This window comes from Citrobacter sp. C1, assembly GCF_014596895.2.
In the GTDB taxonomy this organism is placed as follows: domain Bacteria; phylum Pseudomonadota; class Gammaproteobacteria; order Enterobacterales; family Enterobacteriaceae; genus Citrobacter; species Citrobacter gillenii.
Window position 1 is genome coordinate 4,075,842 of sequence record NZ_CP115035.1, and the last position, 25,227, is coordinate 4,101,068.

The following is a 25,227-nucleotide window of genomic DNA, read 5'->3' on the forward strand; positions in this document are numbered from 1 at the left end:
CCGTGATTTCTCATATACCAATAAATAAGATTAAATCCGTAATTATTGGTGATGGATTAGTATTTAAACCACATAAAAATACGCTAAAAGATATCTCATCTGGTGAGATAGCCACATTGAATAATGTAGCAGTACAATTACTGATGTATTTGTTGCAAAATGGTAAAGATATCTCCACGCGCGACGAGATTCTACTCAATGTATTCCAGCATAATGGCGCTAGAGCGACAGATGCTAATCTCAATCAGCACATTTCATTTCTGCGCAAAGCAATAACGTCGACGGGGCACCCGGCAGAATACATCGTAACGATTCCGCGTACGGGATTTCGAATGGGTGACGTCAATATCAATATTCAGCAGCAAGAAGAAAAAAAGCCCCTCACCAGTACCGCTTCTTTTACATCGGTACGAAAGACAAAAAAACAAAACCGATGGCCTATAGCAATCACCGCATTAATTACCGGCATCGCCGTACTGGCAACAGCCTGGTTAACGTGGATACCAAATGAAATTGCCATGACCGATGCCTCTATTTTGCGTACCATCGATTACGAGCAATGCCGGGTACATATATTAGGGAATGCCCTCACAGACACCATTACTGAAAAGAAGGCGCTGGATATTTTTAAATCCGTCGGCATTAACCCGAACTGTTCAACCCCAAAAGAGCTGTATCTCAATACCTGGTCGAGCAACCATAATCTGGTTGACTGGTCGTTTGCGGCAGAATGCGGACTCAACCTCGGCTACTACCATTGCATCAGCCAGTATCGCCATCATGAGGAATAATATGAAACAGGAAAGCGATCGCTCTCCATTATTGTGGTCCGTCATGATTGCCATTTGCGGACTGGCGGCTATCGCTTTTCTCGTCGTCGCCGGAGATGCTAAGAAAAAGGAAATCAGTTTTTCCTGTTCCTCGGAATTCACGTCGATACTCGACATTCATAATACAAAAAAGGAGCTAAATGGGATCCTGCTGATAACCAGCTACAATTCCGGGCATCTCTCATTGTCCGTACAAGGGAAATTAAAAAGTGATGAAGGCGAGTTCAGCGTTAACCGCAAACTGTTCTTCCGTTACGCACGGCCGCTCGGCCATACCGCGGGGGTCTTCATGCTAACGCCCGAGGGACGTGAGAAATCGCCTGATGATAACGCAACGGATGCTGTGGATTATCTCTTCTTCGATGCCTACGAACGTACTGACAAACTGTATATGTTGAAGCACCTGAATAAAGAGACGGTTCTGATTGGCGATAATTTTTCACCCCGCTTTGCCTGCGTAATGAATCGCTTCTCCAGTTAAGCACACTGCGCTATTCATCAGGTTAAGGATGACCTGATGTGCTGCCGGGATCGACAGGACAGGGAGATTGATAGCCAGCCAGGGGGGGATGGGTATTTTGGGCGGATTAAAACGACGAAAGCCTGAATCATTGCTGATTCAGGCTTTCTGAATAGTGGCGGAATGGACGGGACTCGAACCCGCGACCCCCTGCGTGACAGGCAGGTATTCTAACCAACTGAACTACCACTCCGCGTTGTGTTCCGCTTGGGAACGAAGCGAATATTACGGATTGCCTCGCCCCTCGTCAACGCTTTTTCTCACGTTTTTAATCGTTTGCTGCAAAAATCACCCGAATAGCCATTTCTGCACGGTAAACGCGCAAACTATGCCCGCCAGAGGCAACTTCCGCCCTTCTTCTGAACCAGGTCAAGGCGCGACTCATGGGCCGCTAACTCTTCATCAGTGGCGAAAACAACACGTAACTTGCCGGACTGACGCATAATCCGTTGGATCCCGGTATCATTCTGCTGCTGGCTGTCACCTTCCATGGAAAATGCCATCGTGGTCTGCCCACCGGTCATCATCAGATAAACGTCGGCCAGAATCTGGGCATCGAGCAATGCGCCGTGCAAGGTACGCTTGCTGTTGTCTATCTCATAACGCGAGCATAGTGCATCAAGGCTGTTACGCTTGCCAGGAAACATCTTCCTCGCCAGCGCCAGGCTATCGGTCACTTTACAGAAGGTGTTCGTTTTCGGGATATCGCGATGGAGCTTTGCAAACTCATAATCCATAAAGCCGATATCAAACGATGCGTTATGGATGACCAGCTCCGCACCGCGGATGTAGTCAAGAAACTCATCAGCAACATCAGCAAAAGTGGGCTTATCGAGCAGGAATTCATCCGCGATGCCGTGTACGCCAAACGCTTCCGGGTCCACCAGTCGATCGGGCTTCAGGTAAACGTGAAAGTTATTGCCGGTCAGGCGTCGGTTCACCACTTCAACCGCACCGATCTCAATAATCTTGTGGCCTTCGTAGTGGGCACCGATCTGGTTCATACCGGTGGTTTCGGTATCGAGGACGATCTGCCGTGTAATTCCAGTGCTCATAGCGGTCATTTATGTCAGACTTATCGTTTATATCGATCTCTAAAACAGGAAGTCTACCAGAGATGCTTAAACAGGTAGAAATTTTCACCGACGGTTCTTGCCTGGGAAATCCAGGGCCAGGCGGCTACGGGGCAATTTTACGCTTTCGCGGGCGAGAAAAAACCTTTAGCGAAGGATACAACCTCACCACCAATAATCGCATGGAGCTAATGGCGGCCATCGTCGCGCTGGAAGCACTTAAAGAACAATGTGAAGTGGTGCTCAGTACCGACAGCCAGTATGTGCGCCAGGGTATTACCCAGTGGATCCACAACTGGAAAAAACGCGGCTGGAAAACCGCAGACAAAAAACCGGTCAAGAATGTCGATCTCTGGAAACGCCTGGATGCGGCGCTGGGTCAGCACCAAATCAAGTGGGAATGGGTCAAAGGCCACGCGGGCCACCCGGAAAACGAACGCTGCGACGAGCTTGCCCGCGCCGCGGCGATGAGTCCTACACAGGATGATGTTGGGTATCAACCCGAAGCTTAAGCGTCCGGTTTACGGTATTGCCGGGTTGCACCAACGGCCTGGCGGATACGCGCTTTGCTTTTGTTTTGTTTCATTGGGTTAAGCGTAAGCGGGATAGTTCGCTTGCGCGCGACCACCAGTTGCATACATCCCAACGCCGGAATATGCGCACTTAACATTTTTCCCCCGTGCTTCTTCCAGGGCAAAACGTGAAAACGGCTGACGTGCAGCACTTCGAAATTCAGCAACGAAAGCCAGTCCAGCTGGCGCATCAGCGTAAACATCCGGCTGTTGTAAGGTGATGTTTTACGTAATACCGGTACCAGCTTGCGCAGGCCCATCAGGCTGACCGGGTTGAATCCGCTCAGTATTAACCAGCCGTCATCGATAAGCACACGATCGGCCTCACGCAGTAAGCGATGCGGGTCGGAGCACCACGGCAGCGTATGCGCCAGCAGGCACACATCAACAGATTTATCGGCAAAGGGAAGATGCAGAGGATCCGCCAGCACCTGCATCGGCGAGCCTTGCGAAGAAACATTGACCTGATGAGAAACCGCGCACGCTTCGGAATTGATTTCTGCGCTTAAATTACCAATCTTAAGCAGATGAAAACCGTACATTTTCGCAAACCACGGGTTAAGCTGATACTCCAGCGCCTCACGATAGTGTTCGCCCCAGGGTAAATCATCCCAGCTCACGGGCGCTACGACAGTTTGAGGGAGCCTTGCCGGTTTCATCACAACCTTCCGTTTCGCATTGAGAGGTAATTTATGAATCTTAACAGTATTCCCGCCTTTGATGACAATTACATCTGGGTCCTGACCAATAATGAGAATCATTGCCTGATTGTCGATCCTGGCGAGGCGGCTCCGGTGCTACAAGCCATTGCTGAGCACAACTGGGTGCCAGAGGCTATTTTACTTACCCACCACCATCATGATCACGTTGGCGGCGTGAAAGAACTTGTGCAGCGCTTTCCACAAATAGTGGTCTATGGACCTGCTGAAACACAAGATAAGGGAACCACACGTGTAGTCGAAGAGGGTGATATCGCACTCGTTTTAGGGCATGAATTTAGCGTATTTGCCACGCCGGGTCACACTTTAGGACATATCTGTTACTTCAGCCACCCTTATCTGTTTTGCGGCGACACGCTGTTTTCCGGCGGCTGCGGCCGGCTTTTTGAAGGCACAGCATTACAAATGTATCAATCACTTAAAAAAATAAGTGCCCTTCCGGATGATACGTTAATTTGTTGCGCACATGAGTACACTTTAGCAAATATGAAGTTTGCCTTAAGCATCCTCCCGCACGATCCGTCTATAAATGATTATTATCGTAAAGTTAATGAGTTACGCGTAAAAAACCAAATGACACTACCCGTAATTCTGAAAAATGAGCGCAGAAATAATATTTTTTTAAGAACGGAAGATATTGATTTAATTAATGAAATCAACAAAGAAACAATATTGCAACAACCTGAAGCGCGTTTTGCGTGGTTAAGGTCAAAGAAAGATACGTTCTGACAATTCCGGGTTGCCTTTTGAAAACTTCGCCGTTATGATCGGTCGTCTTTTAAGCAACTATTGACACACACATGAAGGCAAAAGCGATATTACTCGCCTCTGTCCTGCTTGTTGGGTGCCAGAATACTGGTAACGTCCAACAACACGCACAGAGCCTTTCTGCAGCTGGTCAAGGGGAAGCAGGAAAGTTTACAAGCCAGGCGCGCTGGATGGACGATGGGACATCTATCGCCGCCGATCAGGATTTGTGGGCTTTCATTGGTGACGAGCTAAAGATGGGAATTCCGGAAAACAACCGGATTCGCGAACAGAAACAGAAGTATTTACGCAATAAGAGCTATCTCCACGATGTAACGTTACGGGCAGAGCCGTATATGTACTGGATAGCCGGGCAAGTTAAGAAACGTAACATGCCGATGGAGCTGGTACTCCTACCCATAGTGGAGAGCGCTTTTGATCCTCACGCAACGTCTGGCGCCAATGCCGCAGGCATTTGGCAGATCATTCCGAGCACGGGGCGCAATTATGGTTTAAAGCAGACCCGCAATTATGATGCACGTCGCGACATTGTGGCTTCCACCACTGCCGCGTTGGACATGATGCAGCGTCTGAACAAGATGTTTGATGGCGACTGGCTGCTGACCGTTGCTGCTTATAATAGCGGTGAAGGTCGCGTGATGAAGGCAATGAAAGCGAACAAATCTCGTGGCAAGCCCACCGATTTTTGGTCACTCCCTCTGCCTCAGGAAACGAAGCAGTATGTACCCAAAATGCTGGCATTGAGTGATATACTCAAGAACAGCAAGCGTTATGGCGTGCGTCTGCCAACCACAGACGAAAGCCGCGCGTTGGCACGTGTTCGCTTGAACAGTCCGGTTGAGATGGCTCAGGTTGCCGATATGGCGGGTATTTCCGTCAGCAAGCTGAAGACCTTCAATGCTGGCGTGAAAGGCTCCACGTTGGGTGTCAGCGGCCCGCAATATGTGATGGTGCCAAAGAAGCACGCGGAGAAACTGCGTGAGTCCCTGGCGTCAGGCGAAATTGCAGCCGTACAGTCAACGCTGGTCGCGGATAACACGCCGCTGAACAGCCGTAGCTACAAGGTTCGCTCAGGCGATACGCTTTCCGGCATCGCTTCACGTCTTGGCGTGAATGCGAATGAGCTAAAGCAGTGGAATAATCTGCGTAGTTCGACTCTGAAAGTGGGCCAAAGCTTGACCGTAGGTGCAGGCACCAGCGCGCAGCGACTGGCTAAAAACAGCGATAGCATTACCTATCGTGTACGTAAGGGCGATTCGCTTTCGAGCATTGCTAAACGTCACGGGGTCAACATCAAGGATGTGATGCGCTGGAATAACGATACCGACAATCTGCAGCCGGGCGATCAGCTGACGTTGTTTGTGAAAAACAACGGTATGCCGGACTCCTGATAGCAGTATAAACATTAAGGCACTGGTTTCCCCCCAGTGCCTTTTTTATTTATGCCGCTTTATGCGCCTCAACCATAATCGTGTCACTGGTGAACGACCCGTCCTGCTGTAACGCGAAGTAGGCCTGCACTTCGGCAGACGCACTCTGCTGGTATAAACGAACCGCGTCAATCAACACCTGCGGGGTACGCATCCGCGCGACCCATGAGCTAAACGCCAGCGGCAGGCGGTCCGTCAACACCGTATCGGCAATCAGATTGGCATCATTCATCAATGACAGCCACTCACCGCTGGAATAGTTGCGCACATGTGAGGTATCGCGTAACGCTTCAACGGTTTGCAGCCAGATGTCCCGCACCGGGTGCCCAGGTGACATGACATCCATCACAATCACCACACCGCCAGGTTTCAATACACGATTCACTTCTCGCAGCGCGCGTCCGACATCATGCCAGTGATGAGCAGAATAGCGGCTAATCACCACATCAAAAGAGCCATCCTCAAACGGCAGGCTTTCGGCATATCCTTGCCGGGTAGCGATATTGTCTAATCCCTTCTCTTTTGCCGCCTGCGCGACCACGTCGAGCATCTGCGCCGATAAATCATACGCCACGACCTGTTTTACCTGATGTGCCGCCGCAAAGCTGGCGTGTCCCGCACCGCATCCCATGTCGAGAACGCTGGCCTGTGGAAATGCCGACAGCCTTTCCGCCAGCCGTTGTAAATCACGGCCAGAGGCGTGTACCGTGCTGGTTAAATAGGCATTCGCTTGCGAGCCAAACTGCTTTTCGACGTTGTCATGATGAGAGCGTGTAGTCATTGTGTTGTCCTTCGGTTGTGGTGAAAGATAAAGGACAGCACCCTAACAGGCCTGCCCCACGGCAGACCTGACACACCTTTATTGTTCAGGCTTGCCGGGACTAAATTCAACGAGTAGTGGATTGTGATCGGATGCGCGCGTCACCAGCACAGAGGCTTCACTGACGTTCAAACCACGATAGAACACAAAATCGAGCGGGCGACCAAACGCGCGTCGGCGCTGATCGTCGGTAAAGCGCACCTGGCGTAGCGACATTTCACGGGCGAAACGGTACAACGCATTCATCCGTCGACGGCTCCAGGCGTTGAAATCACCGGCCATAATCACCGGGCCGCTGTGATGAGCAATCTGATCGCCAATGGGAAGTAACTGCTTACTATAGACATCCACCCCGAGGCTGAAGTTAACCGCGTGGATGTTCACCACCATCAATAAACGTGAGTCTGGCAGGGGATATACCGTCACCAGCGCCGACTTTGCCAGCCGTAAAATAGGCTCACGTTCGCGTAGAGGGCAGCAGTAAACAGGATGTGCCGCCGACAGCGTCATGACGCCAGAGGGGTGCTGAGGCAGCACAAAGGCGGGAACCTGATCGGCAGCAAGATAGTTAGCGGTCGCAAACTGCACCAGTTCCGGCGTGGTTTGGGCTTCCTGCAATAACACCAGATGCGCGTCTTTGCCAAAGTTCTTCAGCACCGACAACCATTCTGCCCGCTGCTGTTTAAAAATATTCCACACCAGCACGCGAATACGGTCTTCACTGCTTAAGGGAACGCCGGCGGGTAATGCCTGACCAATATGCGCAAACGACCGTGGCGGTAAGATCCGCTCAACGGGTTGTCCGGCAACATAGCGCATAGCATAGGTGTTTTTTCGCACTGTAGACTTTCAAACCTCTGTAACGTCAACCAGTCCGCAGCCGGACTGGTTCTTCAGTTATAGGGACTTTAAGGCTTACTTTCAACGAGCAATTGCAGTTTGTTTTGTAAGTGGGTACTTACATCAATGAGTTATCCCAGCGTGATCCGCGCAGGTTTATCAAGACGACCGCTGATGCCCATCAGTAAGAAAGCAGCCAGTACGATAAGCGCGCCAATCCACGGCGTCTGCGCTAAGCCATAATGCTCTACCGTTTGCCCGCCAATCACCGAACCCAGTGCAATACCGACGTTAAACGCTGCAATGTTCAGTCCGGAGGCGACATCAACTGCATTGGGGGTAAATTGTTCCGCTTTCTGCACAACATAAACCTGTAATCCCGGTACGTTACCGAAGGCAAAGATCCCCATCACTAATATCGTTGCCAGCGCCGCGTACTGCGTGGATGCCGTTAACTGGAATAGCATCAGCAGAACAAACAGTGCAGCAAAAATGAACTTCAATGCAGGGACTGCACCATGTTTATCCGCCAGTTTACCGCCCCAGATATTACCGATAGCCACAGAGACGCCGTATCCCAATAAGATCCAACTTACCGCTGTCGGGGAGAATCCGGCCAGATCCTGCATCATCGGTGCAAGGAAGGTAAACGCCGTAAAGACGCCACCATAGCCCAGCGCCGTAACCGCATAAATCAACAGCAGACGAGGATGGGTTAAGACTTTCACCTGATCGCGGATGCTGGCGGCAGCCCGACCTGGAATATTCGCCGGGATCAGCAACTGGCTGCTAATTAGCGCAATGACGCCAAGCATTGAGACTGCGAGGAAGGTTTCACGCCAACCAAAATGCTGACCGATAAATGTGCCCAGCGGGACGCCCGTCACCAGGGCCACCGTTAAACCGCCAAACATAATGGCGATGGCCGAAGCCGCTTTCTCTTTAGGCACCAGACTTGTTGCAATGGTTGAACCAATCGAGAAGAACACGCCGTGTGCAAGACCGGTCAACAGACGGGCGACAATTAAGGTCATATAGCCCGGAGCCTGCCAAGCCAGCAAATTACCGGCAGTAAACAGCACCATCAGCGCAACCAGCAGCTGTTTACGCGGCAGGCTCCCTGTCAGAGCGGTCAGCACTGGTGCGCCAATCGCCACCCCCAGCGCATAAATTGAAACCAGCATCCCCGCAGAAGGCAAAGAGATGGCCAGTTGTTCAGCAATAGTCGGTACCAGGCCGACAATCACAAATTCGGTCGTGCCAATGGCGAAGGCACTTATAGTCAGTGCGAATAAAGCGAGTGGCATAAATAAACTCCATATCATCAGTAATCAGATGACATGCAGTATGCCGGGATGCTTTAATAACAAAAATATTCAAAATCTCAATATAATTTTGCTTCAGGTGCAAAAATGAAAGCAACCTCAGAAGAACTGGCGATTTTTGTGGCTGTTGTGGAAAGCGGTAGCTTTAGCCGCGCCGCAGAGCAGTTGGGACAGGCCAATTCTGCCGTCAGTCGGGCCGTAAAAAAACTGGAGATGAAACTGGGCGTCAGCTTGCTCAATCGGACCACCCGGCAGCTAAGCCTGACCGAGGAAGGTGAACGTTACTTCAGGCGCGTACAGCTAATCTTGCAGGAAATGGCCGCCGCAGAGACGGAAATTATGGAGTCTCGCAATACGCCGCGTGGCTTGCTGCGCATTGACGCCGCTACGCCGGTTATGCTGCATTTCCTGATTCCGCTCATCAAGCCCTTCCGCGAACGCTATCCTGAGATGACGCTGTCGCTGGTCTCTTCAGAAACGTTCATCAATCTTATTGAACGAAAAGTGGATGTAGCTATACGTGCAGGCACGCTGACTGACTCGAGCCTACGCGCACGTCCATTGTTTACCAGCTATCGTAAGATTATTGCTTCGCCTGACTATATTGCGAAATTTGGTGTTCCAGAGAGCGTCGAAGCGCTTAAGCAGCACCTGTGTCTCGGCTTTTCTGAACCGGTTTCACTCAATACCTGGCCGATTGCCTGCAGCGATGGGCAGCTTCATGAGGCTGAATGCGGACTATCTTCTAACAGCGGCGAAACGCTAAAACAACTTTGTCTGAGCGGAAACGGTATTGCCTGTCTTTCAGATTATATGATTGATAAGGAGATCGCACGAGGTGAACTGGTCGAATTGTTGGCGGATAAACGCCTGCCAGTAGAGATGCCGTTCAGCGCTGTTTACTACAGCGATCGGGCAGTAAGCACTCGCATTCGGGCATTTATCGACTTTTTGAGTGAACATATAAGAACAGCTCCCGCAGGAGCTGTGAAAGAGGGTTAAAGGGCACAGAGGGTCGCTGGGTCAGGTTATTAGTCCCACTCGGGTGCCAGACCTTCCGGGCTAACCAGACGATCGTTGCAGTCCAGCGCCGCGATCGCCGCGTTGTCTTCAGCATCCAGACGCAGATCCAGCGCCAGCAGGTTACTGGCCAGGTTTTCTCGCTTGGTCGAAGAAGGGATCACCGAGTATCCCTCACCCATCGCCCATGCCAGAATCACCTGAGCCGGTGTCGCATTATGTTTCGCGGCAATACCGGCAATGACTTCATCTTTCAGTGCCTTACCGTATGCCAGCGTCATGTAAGACGTGATGTGAATACCGTGCGCTTTGGCCCAGTCAACCACCTGACGGCTTTGCAGATACGGGGACAGCTCAATCTGGTTGGTCACGATGTTCTCTACGCCCACTGCAGCAATGGCTCTTTCCATTAGCGGAATGGTAAAGTTAGAGATACCAATTTCGCGAGTCAGGCCCTGTGCTTTAGCTTCCAGTAATGCCTGCATAAATTCTTCAACAGAAACCGCATCGTTTGGTGAAGGCCAATGGATCAGCGTCAGATCAACGTAATTGGTACGCAGTTTCTTCAAACTCTCTTTCAGGCTCGGGATCAGTTTTTCTTCGCTGAGATTCTCAATCCAAATCTTGGTGGTGATATACAACTCACTGCGCGGCACACCACTTTCAGCAATCGCCTGACCAACCGCGGCTTCGTTATCATAGATTTGTGCGGTATCGACGGCACGATAGCCCAGTTCCAGAGCTGTTTTAACAGAAGCGATAACGACGTCGTCTTTCAGGCGAAAAGTACCTAAACCGAATGCAGGGATAGTCATAAATTTCCTCTTTTTAATCACAGTCTTCGTTAGTCGGAGGAGTATGGCCTTCTAACGTGTAGATAAAAAGAGCGTATAACGCAGAGGATTTTTGCAGATTTAGCAATAATTGAATGACAGCAAAAGAAAAAGCCCTGAGCGTTAACTCAGGGCTTTCAATAAGTGGCGGAACGGACGGGACTCGAACCCGCGACCCCCTGCGTGACAGGCAGGTATTCTAACCAACTGAACTACCGCTCCACCGAATTTCTTTGTCACTACCCGGATTTTTCATCCCGGTTTACTGCAATTTGATGCCTGGCAGTTCCCTACTCTCGCATGGGGAGACCCCACACTACCATCGGCGCTACGGCGTTTCACTTCTGAGTTCGGCATGGGGTCAGGTGGGACCACCGCGCTACAGCCGCCAGGCAAATTCTGTTTATCAGACCGCTTCTGCGTTCTGATTTTATCTGTATCAAGCTGAATTTGATGTCTTTCTTTCGCCAAAACATCTTTGGCGTTGTAAGGTTAAGCCTCACGGTTCATTAGTATCGGTTAGCTCAATGTATCGCTACACTTACACACCCGACCTATCAACGTCGTAGTCTTCAACGTTCCTTCAGGACTCTCAAGGAGTCAGGGAGAACTCATCTCGGGGCAAGTTTCGTGCTTAGATGCTTTCAGCACTTATCTCTTCCGCATTTAGCTACCGGGCAATGCCATTGGCATGACAACCCGAACACCAGTGATGCGTCCACTCCGGTCCTCTCGTACTAGGAGCAGCCCCCCTCAATTCTCCAGCGCCCACGGCAGATAGGGACCGAACTGTCTCACGACGTTCTAAACCCAGCTCGCGTACCACTTTAAATGGCGAACAGCCATACCCTTGGGACCTACTTCAGCCCCAGGATGTGATGAGCCGACATCGAGGTGCCAAACACCGCCGTCGATATGAACTCTTGGGCGGTATCAGCCTGTTATCCCCGGAGTACCTTTTATCCGTTGAGCGATGGCCCTTCCATTCAGAACCACCGGATCACTAAGACCTGCTTTCGCACCTGCTCGAGCCGTCACTCTCGCAGTCAAGCTAGCTTATGCCTTTGCACTAACCTCCTGATGTCCGACCAGGATTAGCTAACCTTCGTGCTCCTCCGTTACTCTTTAGGAGGAGACCGCCCCAGTCAAACTACCCACCAGACACTGTCCGCAACCCGGATCACGGGTCTACGTTAGAACACCAGCCATTAAAGGGTGGTATTTCAAGGTTGGCTCCATGCAGACTGGCGTCCACACTTCAAAGCCTCCCACCTATCCTACACATCAAGGACCAGTGTTCAGTGTCAAGCTATAGTAAAGGTTCACGGGGTCTTTCCGTCTTGCCGCGGGTACACTGCATCTTCACAGCGAGTTCAATTTCACTGAGTCTCGGGTGGAGACAGCCTGGCCATCATTACGCCATTCGTGCAGGTCGGAACTTACCCGACAAGGAATTTCGCTACCTTAGGACCGTTATAGTTACGGCCGCCGTTTACCGGGGCTTCGATCAAGAGCTTCTCCTTACGGATAACCCCATCAATTAACCTTCCGGCACCGGGCAGGCGTCACACCGTATACGTCCACTTTCGTGTTTGCACAGTGCTGTGTTTTTAATAAACAGTTGCAGCCAGCTGGTATCTTCGACTGATTTCAGCTCCACGAGCAAGTCGCTTCACCTACCATCAGCGTGCCTTCTCCCGAAGTTACGGCACCATTTTGCCTAGTTCCTTCACCCGAGTTCTCTCAAGCGCCTTGGTATTCTCTACCTGACCACCTGTGTCGGTTTGGGGTACGATTTCGTGTTACCTGATGCTTAGAGGCTTTTCCTGGAAGCAGGGCATTTGTTACTTCAGCACCGTAGTGCCTCGTCATCACACCTCAGCGTTATACAGAAGTCCGGATTTACCTAAACTTCCCGCCTACATGCTTAAACCGGGACAACCGTCGCCCGGCTAACATAGCCTTCTCCGTCCCCCCTTCGCAGTAACACCAAGTACAGGAATATTAACCTGTTTCCCATCGACTACGCCTTTCGGCCTCGCCTTAGGGGTCGACTCACCCTGCCCCGATTAACGTTGGACAGGAACCCTTGGTCTTCCGGCGTGCGGGTTTTTCACCCGCATTATCGTTACTTATGTCAGCATTCGCACTTCTGATACCTCCAGCACCCCTCACAGGACACCTTCAACGGCTTACAGAACGCTCCCCTACCCAACAACACATAGTGTCGCTGCCGCAGCTTCGGTGCACAGTTTAGCCCCGTTACATCTTCCGCGCAGGCCGACTCGACCAGTGAGCTATTACGCTTTCTTTAAATGATGGCTGCTTCTAAGCCAACATCCTGGCTGTCTGTGCCTTCCCACATCGTTTCCCACTTAACTGTGACTTTGGGACCTTAGCTGGCGGTCTGGGTTGTTTCCCTCTTCACGACGGACGTTAGCACCCGCCGTGTGTCTCCCGTGATAACATTCTTCGGTATTCGTAGTTTGCATCGGGTTGGTAAGTCGGGATGACCCCCTAGCCGAAACAGTGCTCTACCCCCGAAGATGAGTTCACGAGGCGCTACCTAAATAGCTTTCGGGGAGAACCAGCTATCTCCCGGTTTGATTGGCCTTTCACCCCCAGCCACAAGTCATCCGCTAATTTTTCAACATTAGTCGGTTCGGTCCTCCAGTTAGTGTTACCCAACCTTCAACCTGCCCATGGCTAGATCACCGGGTTTCGGGTCTATACCCTGCAACTTAACGCCCAGTTAAGACTCGGTTTCCCTTCGGCTCCCCTATACGGTTAACCTTGCTACAGAATATAAGTCGCTGACCCATTATACAAAAGGTACGCAGTCACCCTGATAAATCAAGGCTCCCACTGCTTGTACGTACACGGTTTCAGGTTCTTTTTCACTCCCCTCGCCGGGGTTCTTTTCGCCTTTCCCTCACGGTACTGGTTCACTATCGGTCAGTCAGGAGTATTTAGCCTTGGAGGATGGTCCCCCCATATTCAGACAGGATACCACGTGTCCCGCCCTACTCTTCGAGTTCACAACACATGCGATTTTGTGTACGGGACTATCACCCTGTACCGTCGGACTTTCCAGACCGTTCCACTACCACACATGCTGATTCAGACTCTGGGCTGCTCCCCGTTCGCTCGCCGCTACTGGGGGAATCTCGGTTGATTTCTTTTCCTCGGGGTACTTAGATGTTTCAGTTCCCCCGGTTCGCTTCATTACGCTATGTATTCACGTAATGATAGTGTGTCGAAACACACTGGGTTTCCCCATTCGGAAATCGCCGGCTATAACGGTTCATATCACCTTACCGACGCTTATCGCAGATTAGCACGTCCTTCATCGCCTCTGACTGCCAGGGCATCCACCGTGTACGCTTAGTCGCTTAACCTCACAACCCGAAGATGTTTCGTAAAACACATCGTGTTGCGAAAATTTGAGAGACTCGAACACACCGCTTATCTGTTCTTATTACGGAGAACAGACACAGTGTGTCGTTTCAATTTTCAGCTTGATCCAGATTTTTAAAGAGCAAATATCTCAAACGTAACTCACTGAGTTAGTTTTGAGATATCGATGGGTTGTGCCTTTCACTCACGACCAGCAAGTGGCGTCCCCTAGGGGATTCGAACCCCTGTTGCCGCCGTGAAAGGGCGGAGTCCTAACCGCTAGACGAAGGGGACACGGAGTGTCACGACTTCGCAGCCGTCTTGCTTCTTTACTTTTCATCAGACAATCTGTGTGAGCACTACAAAGAACGTTTCTTTAAGGTAAGGAGGTGATCCAACCGCAGGTTCCCCTACGGTTACCTTGTTACGACTTCACCCCAGTCATGAATCACAAAGTGGTAAGCGCCCTCCCGAAGGTTAAGCTACCTACTTCTTTTGCAACCCACTCCCATGGTGTGACGGGCGGTGTGTACAAGGCCCGGGAACGTATTCACCGTAGCATTCTGATCTACGATTACTAGCGATTCCGACTTCATGGAGTCGAGTTGCAGACTCCAATCCGGACTACGACATACTTTATGAGGTCCGCTTGCTCTCGCGAGGTCGCTTCTCTTTGTATATGCCATTGTAGCACGTGTGTAGCCCTACTCGTAAGGGCCATGATGACTTGACGTCATCCCCACCTTCCTCCAGTTTATCACTGGCAGTCTCCTTTGAGTTCCCGGCCGAACCGCTGGCAACAAAGGATAAGGGTTGCGCTCGTTGCGGGACTTAACCCAACATTTCACAACACGAGCTGACGACAGCCATGCAGCACCTGTCTCAGAGTTCCCGAAGGCACCAAAGCATCTCTGCTAAGTTCTCTGGATGTCAAGAGTAGGTAAGGTTCTTCGCGTTGCATCGAATTAAACCACATGCTCCACCGCTTGTGCGGGCCCCCGTCAATTCATTTGAGTTTTAACCTTGCGGCCGTACTCCCCAGGCGGTCGACTTAACGCGTTAGCTCCGGAAGCCACTCCTCAAGGGAACAACCTCCAAGTCGACATCGTTTACGGCGTGGACTACCAGGGTATCTAATCCTGTTTGCTCCCCACGCTTTCGCACCTGAGCGTCAGTCTTTGTCCAGGGGGCCGCCTTCGCCACCGGTATTCCTCCAGATCTCTACGCATTTCACCGCTACACCTGGAATTCTACCCCCCTCTACAAGACTCTAGCCTGCCAGTTTCGGATGCAGTTCCCAGGTTGAGCCCGGGGATTTCACATCCGACTTGACAGACCGCCTGCGTGCGCTTTACGCCCAGTAATTCCGATTAACGCTTGCACCCTCCGTATTACCGCGGCTGCTGGCACGGAGTTAGCCGGTGCTTCTTCTGCGAGTAACGTCAATGAATGCGGTTATTAACCACATCCCCTTCCTCCTCGCTGAAAGTACTTTACAACCCGAAGGCCTTCTTCATACACGCGGCATGGCTGCATCAGGCTTGCGCCCATTGTGCAATATTCCCCACTGCTGCCTCCCGTAGGAGTCTGGACCGTGTCTCAGTTCCAGTGTGGCTGGTCATCCTCTCAGACCAGCTAGGGATCGTCGCCTAGGTGAGCCGTTACCCCACCTACTAGCTAATCCCATCTGGGCACATCCGATGGCAAGAGGCCCGAAGGTCCCCCTCTTTGGTCTTGCGACATTATGCGGTATTAGCTACCGTTTCCAGTAGTTATCCCCCTCCATCGGGCAGTTTCCCAGACATTACTCACCCGTCCGCCACTCGTCACCCAAGGAGCAAGCTCCTCTGTGCTACCGTTCGACTTGCATGTGTTAGGCCTGCCGCCAGCGTTCAATCTGAGCCATGATCAAACTCTTCAATTTAAGTTTGATGCTCGTGAATTAAACTTCGTAATGAATTACGTATGTTCACTCAGAGACTTGGTATTCATTTTTCGTCTTGCGACGTTAAGAATCCGTATCTTCGAGTGCCCACACAGATTGTCTGATAAATTGTTAAAGAGCAGTGCAACACGGCTTTCGCTCACTGTTGCGAGGTGGCGTATATTACGCTTTCCTCTTTCAGAGTCAACCGTTTATTTTCAGGTTTTCTCTTCAACCGAACCGGCTGTTTGTGTGAAGTGATTCACATCCGCCGTGTCGATGGAGGCGCATTATAGGGAGTCGACTCAGGAAGACAAGCGGAAAAATGCATTTTTGTTTCAACCGCTCACCTTTTATCCATAACGCTTACTTTTGCTGCTTTTTTATCGCCAATGGCAGGTCAGCCAGGCTATTTATCACTAAATCAGCCGCATTTTCTGCTTCTGGCGTGACAGGCTTACCCGTGCGCACCAATACTTTGGTCCCAACGTTAGCGGCTGCTGCTGCCTGCATATCTTCTATTTTGTCGCCCACCATATAGGAAGCCGCCATATCTATGTGCAGGAACTCTTGCGCAGAGAGAAGCATTCCTGGATGCGGTTTACGACAGTCGCAAACCTGGCGGTACTCTTCTACCGTTCCCTGCGGGTGGTGAGGACAATAGTAGATGCCATCCAGATCAACATCACGATCGGCCAGCGACCAGTCCATCCACTCCGTCAGCGTTTCAAACTGCGCTTCAGTAAATTTACCGCGGGCAATACCCGACTGGTTAGTCACGACGATAAGTGCATAGCCCATCTGTTTAAGTTCACGCATGGCATCAATAACGCCGTCGATAAACTCGAACTCGTCGATCTCATGTACGTAACCGTGGTCCACATTAATGGTGCCGTCACGGTCGAGAAAAATTGCAGGTACAGACTTTGCCACCTTTTATAGCTCCTGAATAAGGCATGTTGCTCTAGTATCGCATGTTTCGGCAGGCAAGAAAGTGCTCATCGTGCAAAGCCAGATTGATTTAGACGTCTGGATGCCTTAACATCCATCTTATTAACGACGTCGACCGTACCAGACAGACGAAAATGCCACGGCTAACTTAATTACGATAATAAATAACCCATGATTAAACTTTCGAATATCACCAAAGTGTTCCAGCAGGGGACGCGCACCATTCAGGCACTGAACAATGTCAGCCTGCATGTTCCTGCCGGACAGATTTATGGCGTTATTGGCGCCTCAGGTGCCGGTAAAAGTACGCTCATCCGCTGCGTTAACTTACTTGAACGCCCAACGGAGGGCAGTGTACAGGTCGGCGGTCAGGAGCTCACTACGCTTTCTGAATCCGAGCTGACCAAAGCTCGCCGTCAAATCGGCATGATTTTCCAGCACTTTAACCTGCTGTCTTCCCGCACGGTATTTGGTAACGTCGCGCTTCCACTGGAGCTGGACAACACCCCAAAAGAAGAGATCAAACGTCGCGTTACCGAGCTACTGGATTTAGTGGGCCTTGGCGATAAGCACGACAGCTATGCCGCCAACCTTTCAGGCGGCCAGAAACAGCGTGTCGCCATTGCCCGTGCTCTGGCAAGCCAACCGAAGGTATTGCTGTGCGATGAGGCCACCAGCGCACTCGATCCGGCAACGACCCGTTCGATTCTGGAATTACTGAAAGACATTAACCGCCGTCTTGGGTTAACCATCCTGCTGATTACCCATGAGATGGACGTCGTAAAACGTATTTGTGACTGCGTGGCGGTTATCAGTAACGGTGAACTGATCGAGCAGGACACGGTGAGTGAAGTGTTTTCACATCCGAAAACGCCGCTGGCGCAGAAATTCATTCAATCCACGCTGCATCTGGATATTCCAGAAGATTATCAGGAACGCTTAAAAGCAGAACCAGAAGCCGATAGCGTCCCGATGCTGCGTATGGAGTTTACCGGCCACTCTGTCGATGCCCCACTGCTTTCCGAAATTGCTCGCCGCTTTAATGTGAACAACAACATTATCAGTGCGCAGATGGATTACGCCGGTGGCGTCAAGTTCGGCATCATGCTGACTGAAATGCACGGCGCACAAGAAGATACACAAGCGGCCATCAACTGGCTGCAGGAACACCATGTAAAAGTAGAGGTACTGGGTTATGTCTGAGCCAATGATGTGGCTGCTAGTTCGCGGCGTATGGGAAACGCTGGCAATGACCTTTGTGTCCGGTTTTTTTGGCTTTGTGATTGGCCTGCCCGTCGGCGTACTGCTGTACGTCACGCGTCCGGGGCAAATCATCGAGAACGCGAAGCTCTATCGTACGCTGTCAGCGCTGGTCAATATTTTCCGCTCCATCCCATTCATTATACTGCTGGTATGGATGATTCCATTTACCCGCATGATTGTCGGCACCTCGATCGGTTTACAGGCCGCTATCGTCCCGCTGACCGTGGGTGCCGCACCGTTTATTGCCCGAATGGTAGAAAATGCGCTGCTGGAAATCCCGACCGGGCTGATTGAAGCCTCAAGAGCGATGGGCGCTACGCCGTTACAGATCGTGCGTAAAGTGTTACTACCAGAAGCGTTGCCAGGCCTGGTGAATGCGGCAACGATCACGCTGATTACCTTGGTCGGTTACTCAGCAATGGGCGGGGCCGTCGGTGCGGGCGGTCTTGGGCAGATTGGCTATCAATACGGTTACATTGGATACAACGCTACCGTGATGAATACAGTACTGGTATTACTTGTCGTTCTGGTTTATTTAATTCAGTTATCCGGCGATCGCATCGTCCGGGCGGTCACGCACAAGTAACGTTACACACAACACAGAAAAACTCATTAAGAAAAGGAAATAAGCATGGCGTTCAAATTCAAAACCTTTGCGGCAGTTGGAGCCCTGATCGGTTCTCTGGCACTTGTGGGTTGCGGTCAGGATGAAAAAGATCCAAACCACATCAAAGTGGGCGTTATTGTTGGCGCAGAGCAGCAGGTTGCCGAAGTCGCACAGAAAGTGGCGAAAGAAAAATACGGTCTGGACGTTGAACTGGTCACGTTCAACGATTACGTCCTGCCTAACGAAGCGCTGAGCAAAGGCGATATCGATGCCAATGCCTTCCAGCACAAACCATACCTAGATCAGCAGATCAAAGATCGCGGTTACAAACTGGTTGCTGCAGGCAATACGTTCGTCTACCCAATTGCTGGCTATTCCAAAAAAATCAAATCACTGGATGAACTGCAGGACGGTTCTCAGGTAGCGATTCCAAACGACCCGACTAACCTCGGTCGTTCCCTGCTGCTGCTGCAGAAAGTGGGCCTGATCAAACTGAAAGACGGCGTTGGCCTGCTGCCAACCGCGCTGGATGTGGTTGAAAACCCGAAAAACCTGAAGCTGGTAGAGCTGGAAGCACCACAGCTGCCGCGTTCACTGGACGACGCACAGATCGCGCTGGCGGTTATCAATACCACCTACGCCAGCCAGATCGGCCTGACCCCGGCAAAAGACGGTATCTTTGTTGAAGATAAAGACTCCCCGTACGTAAACCTGATCGTAACTCGCGAAGACAATAAAGATGCTGAGAACGTGAAGAAATTCGTTGAGGCGTATCAGTCTGACGAAGTTTACGAAGCGGCAAACAAAGTCTTCAATGGCGGCGCTGTTAAGGGCTGGTAATTTTAGGCTGTTTCCAAAATCTGTAATATCATCAGGACGGGCGCTTGCCCGTCTTGTCATTTATGCAAGCACCTGATTCAATATCTGACGTTTAGATCATTCATTGAGGAAATATTATGCGTGCTTTACCGATCTGTTTAGTAGCACTCATGTTGAGCGGCTGTTCTATGTTAAGCAGATCCCCTGTTGAACCCGTTCAAAGCACTACGACCCCGCCGAAAGTGGAGCCAGAAAAACCAAAAGCACCGCGTGCCACACCGGTAAGAATTATCACCAACGCTGAAGATCTGGTCGGTAAACCATTCCGCGATCTGGGTGAAGTCAGCGGTGAATCCTGCCAGGCATCAAACCAGGATTCTCCTCCAAGCATTCCAACCGCACGCAAACGCATGCAGATAAATGCCTCTAAAATGAAAGCGAATGCGGTATTGCTGCACAGCTGCGAAGTGACCAGCGGAACACCGGGTTGCTACCGTCAGGCGGTTTGCATTGGTTCTGCACTGAATATTTCGACGAAATGAGCCACTTTCAGTTCGAGCAAATAGGCGTTATCCGCTCTCCCTATAAAGAAAAATTCGCCGTTCCACGCCAGCCAGGTCTGGTGAAAAGTGCTAACGGCGAACTGCATTTGCTCGCACCGTATAACCAGGCCGATGCCGTTCGCGGCCTGGAAGCGTTCAGCCATTTGTGGGTGATTTTTGTTTTTCACCAGACAATGGAAGGTGGATGGCGGCCAACCGTACGCCCGCCCCGACTTGGCGGCAACGCCAGAATGGGCGTCTTTGCCACACGTTCGACCTTTCGCCCTAACCCTGTCGGCATGTCGCTGGTCGAACTAAAAGGTATTGTCTGCCAGAAAGATAACGTTGTCCTACAACTGGGCAGTCTGGATCTGGTCGACGGAACTCCGGTGGTCGATATCAAGCCCTACCTGCCGTTTGCTGAAGCACTACCCGATGCCACCGCCAGCTATGCACAGCATGCGCCAGTCGCGGAAATGGCGGTCGGTTTCACCCCTGAGGTTGAGCAACAACTTCTGATGCTGGAAAAACGTTATCCGCTGCTAAAAACATTTATTGGTGAAGTGCTGGCACAGGACCCGCGTCCTGCGTATCGTAAGGGTGAAGAGACAGGCAAAACGTACGCCGTCTGGCTACACGATTTCAACGTGCGCTGGCGCGTGACGGCAGAGGGTTTCGAAGTCTTTGCGCTCGAACCCCGGTAATTTCGCGCCCTTCTCTTTTGACATCCCTTTCTCGCTGGTAAACTAAACCACTTTTTTTGTGTCAGGCTCGCGTTGAGCCTGTTCGATCGTTCAACTGGAACCGTAACAACATGCGTACTAGCCAATATCTGCTCTCCACTCTGAAGGAGACACCTGCCGACGCCGAGGTTATCAGCCACCAGCTGATGCTGCGCGCCGGGATGATTCGCAAGCTGGCCTCCGGGTTATATACCTGGCTGCCGACCGGCGTGCGCGTCCTGAAAAAAGTCGAAAACATCGTGCGTGAAGAGATGAACAACGCCGGTGCTATCGAGGTGTTAATGCCGGTAGTTCAGCCTTCTGAACTGTGGGAAGAGAGCGGCCGTTGGGAACAGTACGGCCCGGAACTGCTGCGTATTGCTGACCGCGGCGATCGTCCATTCGTACTCGGCCCAACGCATGAAGAAGTGATCACCGACCTGATCCGTAACGAGCTTAGCTCCTACAAACAGCTGCCGCTGAACTTCTACCAGATCCAGACTAAATTCCGTGACGAAGTGCGTCCGCGTTTCGGCGTCATGCGCTCCCGTGAATTCCTGATGAAAGATGCGTACTCTTTCCATACGACTCAGGAATCTTTGCAAGAAACCTACGACGCAATGTATGCCGCGTACAGCAAGATCTTCAGCCGTATGGGTCTGGATTTCCGTGCGGTACAGGCTGACACCGGTTCTATCGGCGGTAGCGCTTCTCACGAATTCCAGGTTCTGGCGCAGAGCGGCGAAGATGACGTGGTGTTCTCTGACAGCTCCGACTTTGCTGCCAACATCGAATTTGCAGAAGCCGTAGCGCCAAAAGAACCGCGCGGTGCCGCCACGCAGGAAATGACGCTGGTCGATACGCCAAACGCGAAAACCATCGCTGAGCTGGTTGAGCAGTTCAATCTGCCGATCGAAAAAACCGTTAAAACTCTGCTGGTGAAAGCGGTCGAAGGCAGCAGCTACCCGCTGGTTGCGCTGCTGGTTCGTGGCGATCACGAACTGAACGAAGTCAAAGCAGAAAAACTGCCGCAGGTTGCCAGCCCACTGACCTTCGCCACCGAAGAAGAAATTCGTGCCGTAGTCAAAGCAGGTCCTGGCTCGCTCGGTCCAGTGAACATGCCGATCCCGGTAGTTATCGATCGTACCGTTGCGGTCATGAGCGACTTCGCAGCAGGTGCTAACATCGACGGTAAACACTATTTCGGTATTAACTGGGATCGTGATGTCGCCACGCCAGAAGTGGCTGACATCCGTAACGCCGTTGCCGGCGACCCGAGCCCGGACGGCAAAGGCACACTACTGATTAAACGCGGTATCGAAGTCGGTCACATCTTCCAGCTGGGTACCAAGTACTCTGAAGCAATGAAAGCTTCCGTTCAGGGCGAAGATGGTCGTAACCAGATTCTGACCATGGGCTGCTACGGTATCGGGGTGACTCGCGTTGTTGCTGCCGCTATTGAACAGAACTTTGACGATCGCGGCATTGTATGGCCAGATGCTATCGCGCCGTTCCAGGTGGCGATTCTGCCGATGAACATGCACAAATCCTACCGCGTGCAGGAACTGGCTGAGAAGCTTTACGCAGAGCTGCGTGCGCAGGGTATCGAAGTGCTGATGGACGATCGTAAAGAACGTCCAGGCGTGATGTTTGCCGATATGGAACTGATCGGTATTCCGCACACCATCGTGCTGGGCGACCGTAACCTCGATAACGATGATATCGAATACAAATACCGTCGTCACGGCGAGAAACAGCTGATTAAAACCGGCGACATCGTCGACTATCTGATTAAAGCCATTAAAGGCTAATACAGCAAAAGGCCCTGATCATCAGGGCCTTTTTTTCAGAGATTAATTACACCCTTTACCGGGTATAAACTTCGCGTCTTTATCCGCCATCAGCGTTTTCACCTTCTCGCCCGTATCCGGGTTCGCCTCCTGCGTGAAATGCCCTTCAAGGGTCAACAAGACCGATTGGCCAGTTTCCGTGCGAGCAGCTAAATAGCCGCGTTCAAGCTGGGCATTATTTGCTACCGGCATACGCTTGCCCGTCGCACAGTCGGTAAAGACAGCCGCATCCGCCATGTAGAAATACATCCCACGCATCGGCATTGGCGTGACGGGCAAACTGGCTGACACCGGCTCAAGGGTATAGTTGAACTGCGATTCGATCGGATTACCTTCACGATCGAGCATTTCCAGCGCCTCGCCTTTTGCCTGGTAGTAAGACTTCTCACCTTTGCTGTCGGTCAACACCAGCTTATCCGCCGTGCGTGCCCAGGTGCCATAGGAGGCAAAGGAAGACGGTTCATCCCGTACGCCCTGATACCGTTCGTTCATCACCCAGGTCCCGTCTTTTTCCAGGAACAGCGAGGTTTCAATCCCTTCGCAGTCGGCGCAGGGCAAGATGCCACGCCAACTTTGCTGCATCGGTTTTAATTCTGCCGCCCGCGTCGACTGCAATGCTTCGACGTCAGTACGATTATTACAGCCGATCAAGGAAAAGAGTGTGCATACAGCGACCACTGACAATATTGCTGTTTTCACTATAAAATCCTTATGATTTTTTTATTCCTGTTCGTCAGTCCTGCGAACGACGAACTTTCCCGCGCAGCGCCTTCACGGTGGATTTTTGCGCCTTCGATGACAACCGGCGCTCTTTCGAAGCGCGCGTAGGACGCGTTGCCTGGCGGCTTTTTTGCACTGCGGTTAATTCTTTAATCAACGCCACCAGCCTGGCCAGAGCCGCTTCCCGGTTGAGTTCCTGACTGCGATATTCCTGCGCCTTAATGATGATGACGCCATCGGCAGTGATCAGATGATGACTGGCCGCCAGCAAGCGTTCCTTGTAATACTCTGGCAGGCCAGAGGCCCGAATGTCAAAGCGCAAATGGATGGCGGTCGAGGTCTTATTAACGTGCTGCCCACCCGCACCCTGTGCCCGGATAGCCGTGATTTCCAGCTCATTATCAGGGATAGAGACGTTTCGGGAGAGAACGATCATCAACGCTGCTGCCACGCGGTCAGATGAACTTCCAGATTGTTCTGAGAGTCTGACAACCAGATAGCCCCATCTTGGATGGTCGCCTGCAACGTCATAGTACGCCCGGCAAAGTCGCTCAGCTGCGCCAGCTGTTCGTCATCCAGATACCAGACAGTCAAATTTTTAAACTGTGCGCACTTATTCTGGTTTTGCTGCCACCAGATTTGCGCCGCCCGACTGTTATAGGTAAACAGAGCAACTTCCCCAGACTGAGTACAGGCCTTCTTAATCCGACGCTCATCCGGCAGGCCGAGTTCAATCCATAAATCAATGCCCAGATGATCGTTACGCAGCCATGCTTCTGGCTCATCTTCTGCGCTCAAGCCCCGCGTAAACTGTAACCGCTCATTGGCATATTTAATCCATGCCAACAGGCGCAGCATCATGCGTTCCTGGGTTTCAGAAGGGTGACGCGCCAGCGTCAATGCCGCGTCAAGAAACTGGTTGCGGTCAAGATCCGCCACGTTGACAACGGCTTTATAAATTGTCGCTTTAAGCGCCATGAGAGAACTCCTTTCGAATCAGGCGCACATTGTAGCGAAAACTACGCCAAAAGGCTGCTAGCAGCTCTTCTATCAAGGCGCTGATATTGCTTGAATGAGTATGGTATAGTCACCTTGCTAAACAGAGTTTATCTTCGTAGGCTTAGACTTGCATCCACGGTTAAGTCAGAGTACTGACAGGAGGGCATGTGGAAAAATATTGTGAGTTAATACGCAAGCGGTACGCGGAAATCGCCAGCGGAGACTTAGGGTATGTCCCGGATGCGCTGGGTTGCGTATTGAAAGTGCTGAATGAAGTGGCGGAAGACAGCGCCCTTTCAGAGTCGGTCAGAGAAAAAGCGGCCTATGCTGCCGCGAACTTACTGGTGAGCGATTATGTCAATGAATGAAACGTATCAACCCATTAACTGTGATGATTACGACAATCTTGAGCTCGCCTGCCAGCACCATTTATTACTGACGCTGGCGCTGAAAGATGGCGAAGTGCTGCAGGCGAAAGCCAATGACCTGGTTTCACGCAAAAATGTGGAATATCTGGTTGCAGACGTCTCTGGAGAATCACGTGAGCTTCGTCTCGACAAGATTGCCAGCTTCAGCCACCCGGAAATCGGTACCGTGGTGGTTAGCGAATCCTGATTATTTTGTTGCCGGATGGCGGTGCAAGCACCTTATCCGGCCTACTTTCCATGCGATACGTAGGCCTGA

General features: G+C 51.4%; 23 protein-coding genes, 3 tRNA genes, 3 rRNA genes and 1 pseudogene. 14 read left to right on the forward strand and 16 right to left on the reverse strand.

Features of this window, described 5'->3' with window-relative positions; all coding sequences use genetic code 11:
• The first annotated feature begins 2 nt into the window (after positions 1 to 2).
• Positions 3 to 791, forward strand: a complete 789-nt coding sequence (locus IB214_RS19610; protein WP_117341992.1) for a winged helix-turn-helix domain-containing protein — start codon at positions 3 to 5, stop codon at positions 789 to 791.
• Between the two features lies 1 nt (position 792).
• On the forward strand, positions 793 to 1,311 hold the full coding sequence (locus IB214_RS19615; protein ID WP_117341991.1) for a hypothetical protein: 519 nt from the start codon (positions 793 to 795) through the stop codon (positions 1,309 to 1,311).
• A 155-nt stretch (positions 1,312 to 1,466) separates the two neighbouring features.
• On the opposite strand, the gene IB214_RS19620 is transcribed toward IB214_RS19615, so the two are convergent.
• Positions 1,467 to 1,543, reverse strand: a tRNA-Asp gene (locus tag IB214_RS19620).
• A 133-nt stretch (positions 1,544 to 1,676) separates the two neighbouring features.
• Positions 1,677 to 2,405: a DNA polymerase III subunit epsilon gene (gene dnaQ, locus IB214_RS19625; protein ID WP_181883346.1), complete on the reverse strand. Its 729-nt coding sequence runs from the start codon at positions 2,403 to 2,405 to the stop codon at positions 1,677 to 1,679.
• On the opposite strand from dnaQ, the pseudogene rnhA reads away from it, so the two are divergent.
• Positions 2,359 to 2,935, forward strand: a pseudogene (gene rnhA / locus IB214_RS19630) (ribonuclease HI). The gene dnaQ and the pseudogene rnhA sit on opposite strands and share 47 nt — an antisense overlap.
• Here rnhA and IB214_RS19635 read toward each other — a convergent pair.
• Positions 2,932 to 3,654 (reverse strand): class I SAM-dependent methyltransferase, encoded by a 723-nt coding sequence (locus IB214_RS19635; RefSeq protein WP_115259365.1) that lies wholly within the window; start codon positions 3,652 to 3,654, stop codon positions 2,932 to 2,934. The pseudogene rnhA and the gene IB214_RS19635 overlap by 4 nt on opposite strands.
• 33 nt (positions 3,655 to 3,687) lie before the next feature.
• Here IB214_RS19635 and gloB point away from each other — a divergent pair, with 33 nt between their 5' ends.
• Complete coding sequence (gene gloB, locus IB214_RS19640) at positions 3,688 to 4,443, forward strand: hydroxyacylglutathione hydrolase (protein WP_117341990.1); 756 nt, start codon at positions 3,688 to 3,690, stop codon at positions 4,441 to 4,443.
• A gap of 71 nt (positions 4,444 to 4,514) precedes the next feature.
• Positions 4,515 to 5,873 carry a murein transglycosylase D gene (gene mltD, locus IB214_RS19645; protein WP_096758207.1) on the forward strand — a complete coding sequence of 453 codons (1,359 nt, stop codon included), beginning with the start codon at positions 4,515 to 4,517 and terminating at the stop codon, positions 5,871 to 5,873.
• 49 nt (positions 5,874 to 5,922) lie between these two features.
• Here the strand turns inward: mltD and IB214_RS19650 are convergent, their stop codons facing one another.
• The 3 genes from IB214_RS19650 to IB214_RS19660 all read right to left on the reverse strand — a co-directional run bounded on the left by IB214_RS19650 (position 5,923) and on the right by IB214_RS19660 (position 8,879).
• Positions 5,923 to 6,693 (reverse strand): class I SAM-dependent methyltransferase, encoded by a 771-nt coding sequence (locus IB214_RS19650; RefSeq protein ID WP_115259369.1) that lies wholly within the window; start codon positions 6,691 to 6,693, stop codon positions 5,923 to 5,925.
• Positions 6,694 to 6,771: 78 nt separating this feature from the next.
• Positions 6,772 to 7,572: an endonuclease/exonuclease/phosphatase family protein gene (locus IB214_RS19655; RefSeq protein ID WP_115259371.1), complete on the reverse strand. Its 801-nt coding sequence runs from the start codon at positions 7,570 to 7,572 to the stop codon at positions 6,772 to 6,774.
• A gap of 131 nt (positions 7,573 to 7,703) precedes the next feature.
• On the reverse strand, positions 7,704 to 8,879 hold the full coding sequence (locus IB214_RS19660) for an MFS transporter (protein WP_115259373.1): 1,176 nt from the start codon (positions 8,877 to 8,879) through the stop codon (positions 7,704 to 7,706).
• A gap of 105 nt (positions 8,880 to 8,984) precedes the next feature.
• On the opposite strand from IB214_RS19660, the gene yafC reads away from it, so the two are divergent.
• On the forward strand, positions 8,985 to 9,899 hold the full coding sequence (gene yafC / locus IB214_RS19665) for a DNA-binding transcriptional regulator YafC (protein ID WP_096758211.1): 915 nt from the start codon (positions 8,985 to 8,987) through the stop codon (positions 9,897 to 9,899).
• A gap of 29 nt (positions 9,900 to 9,928) precedes the next feature.
• On the opposite strand, the gene dkgB is transcribed toward yafC, so the two are convergent.
• From dkgB to gmhB, 7 genes are all read right to left on the reverse strand, one after another.
• Positions 9,929 to 10,732 carry a 2,5-didehydrogluconate reductase DkgB gene (gene dkgB / locus IB214_RS19670; protein WP_117341989.1) on the reverse strand — a complete coding sequence of 268 codons (804 nt, stop codon included), beginning with the start codon at positions 10,730 to 10,732 and terminating at the stop codon, positions 9,929 to 9,931.
• A 163-nt stretch (positions 10,733 to 10,895) separates the two neighbouring features.
• Positions 10,896 to 10,972, reverse strand: a tRNA-Asp gene (locus IB214_RS19675).
• A 55-nt stretch (positions 10,973 to 11,027) separates the two neighbouring features.
• Positions 11,028 to 11,143, reverse strand: a 5S ribosomal RNA gene (rrf, locus tag IB214_RS19680).
• A gap of 95 nt (positions 11,144 to 11,238) precedes the next feature.
• Positions 11,239 to 14,148: ribosomal RNA gene (locus IB214_RS19685) — 23S ribosomal RNA — on the reverse strand.
• Between the two features lie 217 nt (positions 14,149 to 14,365).
• Positions 14,366 to 14,440, reverse strand: a tRNA-Glu gene (locus IB214_RS19690).
• Positions 14,441 to 14,528: 88 nt separating this feature from the next.
• Positions 14,529 to 16,070: ribosomal RNA gene (locus IB214_RS19695) — 16S ribosomal RNA — on the reverse strand.
• Together the 16S, 23S and 5S rRNA genes with 2 tRNA genes alongside form the textbook arrangement of a ribosomal RNA operon.
• 366 nt (positions 16,071 to 16,436) lie before the next feature.
• The gene (gmhB, locus tag IB214_RS19700; RefSeq protein ID WP_115259377.1) at positions 16,437 to 17,003 is read right to left on the reverse strand and encodes a D-glycero-beta-D-manno-heptose 1,7-bisphosphate 7-phosphatase; all 567 of its coding nucleotides are present in this window, start codon (positions 17,001 to 17,003) and stop codon (positions 16,437 to 16,439) included.
• A gap of 189 nt (positions 17,004 to 17,192) precedes the next feature.
• Here gmhB and metN point away from each other — a divergent pair, with 189 nt between their 5' ends.
• The 6 genes from metN to proS all read left to right on the forward strand — a co-directional run bounded on the left by metN (position 17,193) and on the right by proS (position 22,785).
• Complete coding sequence (metN, locus tag IB214_RS19705; RefSeq protein WP_096758214.1) at positions 17,193 to 18,224, forward strand: methionine ABC transporter ATP-binding protein MetN; 1,032 nt, start codon at positions 17,193 to 17,195, stop codon at positions 18,222 to 18,224.
• Positions 18,217 to 18,870: a methionine ABC transporter permease MetI gene (locus tag IB214_RS19710; protein ID WP_003018471.1), complete on the forward strand. Its 654-nt coding sequence runs from the start codon at positions 18,217 to 18,219 to the stop codon at positions 18,868 to 18,870. The genes metN and IB214_RS19710 overlap by 8 nt, the downstream gene beginning before the upstream one ends.
• A 45-nt stretch (positions 18,871 to 18,915) precedes the next feature.
• Positions 18,916 to 19,731 carry a methionine ABC transporter substrate-binding lipoprotein MetQ gene (metQ, locus tag IB214_RS19715; RefSeq protein WP_096758215.1) on the forward strand — a complete coding sequence of 272 codons (816 nt, stop codon included), beginning with the start codon at positions 18,916 to 18,918 and terminating at the stop codon, positions 19,729 to 19,731.
• A 116-nt stretch (positions 19,732 to 19,847) separates the two neighbouring features.
• Positions 19,848 to 20,252 (forward strand): Rcs stress response system protein RcsF, encoded by a 405-nt coding sequence (rcsF, locus tag IB214_RS19720; protein WP_096758216.1) that lies wholly within the window; start codon positions 19,848 to 19,850, stop codon positions 20,250 to 20,252.
• Positions 20,249 to 20,956: a tRNA (N6-threonylcarbamoyladenosine(37)-N6)-methyltransferase TrmO gene (gene tsaA, locus IB214_RS19725; protein WP_117342277.1), complete on the forward strand. Its 708-nt coding sequence runs from the start codon at positions 20,249 to 20,251 to the stop codon at positions 20,954 to 20,956. The genes rcsF and tsaA overlap by 4 nt, the downstream gene beginning before the upstream one ends.
• Positions 20,957 to 21,066: 110 nt before the next feature.
• On the forward strand, positions 21,067 to 22,785 hold the full coding sequence (gene proS, locus IB214_RS19730) for a proline--tRNA ligase (protein WP_117342278.1): 1,719 nt from the start codon (positions 21,067 to 21,069) through the stop codon (positions 22,783 to 22,785).
• 42 nt (positions 22,786 to 22,827) lie between these two features.
• Here the strand turns inward: proS and nlpE are convergent, their stop codons facing one another.
• From nlpE to IB214_RS19745, 3 genes are read right to left on the reverse strand one after another with little or no spacing between them, the layout of a single operon-like run.
• Positions 22,828 to 23,526: an envelope stress response activation lipoprotein NlpE gene (gene nlpE / locus IB214_RS19735; protein WP_117342279.1), complete on the reverse strand. Its 699-nt coding sequence runs from the start codon at positions 23,524 to 23,526 to the stop codon at positions 22,828 to 22,830.
• 31 nt (positions 23,527 to 23,557) lie between these two features.
• Positions 23,558 to 23,980, reverse strand: coding sequence for an alternative ribosome rescue aminoacyl-tRNA hydrolase ArfB (gene arfB, locus IB214_RS19740; protein WP_096758220.1), 423 nt, complete (start codon positions 23,978 to 23,980; stop codon positions 23,558 to 23,560).
• Entirely contained in the window at positions 23,980 to 24,522 is a 543-nt protein-coding gene (locus tag IB214_RS19745) for a YaeQ family protein (RefSeq protein ID WP_117342280.1), read from the reverse strand. Before IB214_RS19745 ends, arfB begins: the two co-directional genes overlap by 1 nt.
• Positions 24,523 to 24,710: 188 nt before the next feature.
• Here IB214_RS19745 and IB214_RS19750 point away from each other — a divergent pair, with 188 nt between their 5' ends.
• Positions 24,711 to 24,911: a YaeP family protein gene (locus IB214_RS19750; protein WP_096758222.1), complete on the forward strand. Its 201-nt coding sequence runs from the start codon at positions 24,711 to 24,713 to the stop codon at positions 24,909 to 24,911.
• Complete coding sequence (gene rof, locus IB214_RS19755; protein ID WP_096758223.1) at positions 24,898 to 25,158, forward strand: Rho-binding antiterminator; 261 nt, start codon at positions 24,898 to 24,900, stop codon at positions 25,156 to 25,158. Before IB214_RS19750 ends, rof begins: the two co-directional genes overlap by 14 nt.
• Positions 25,159 to 25,227: the final 69 nt, after the last annotated feature.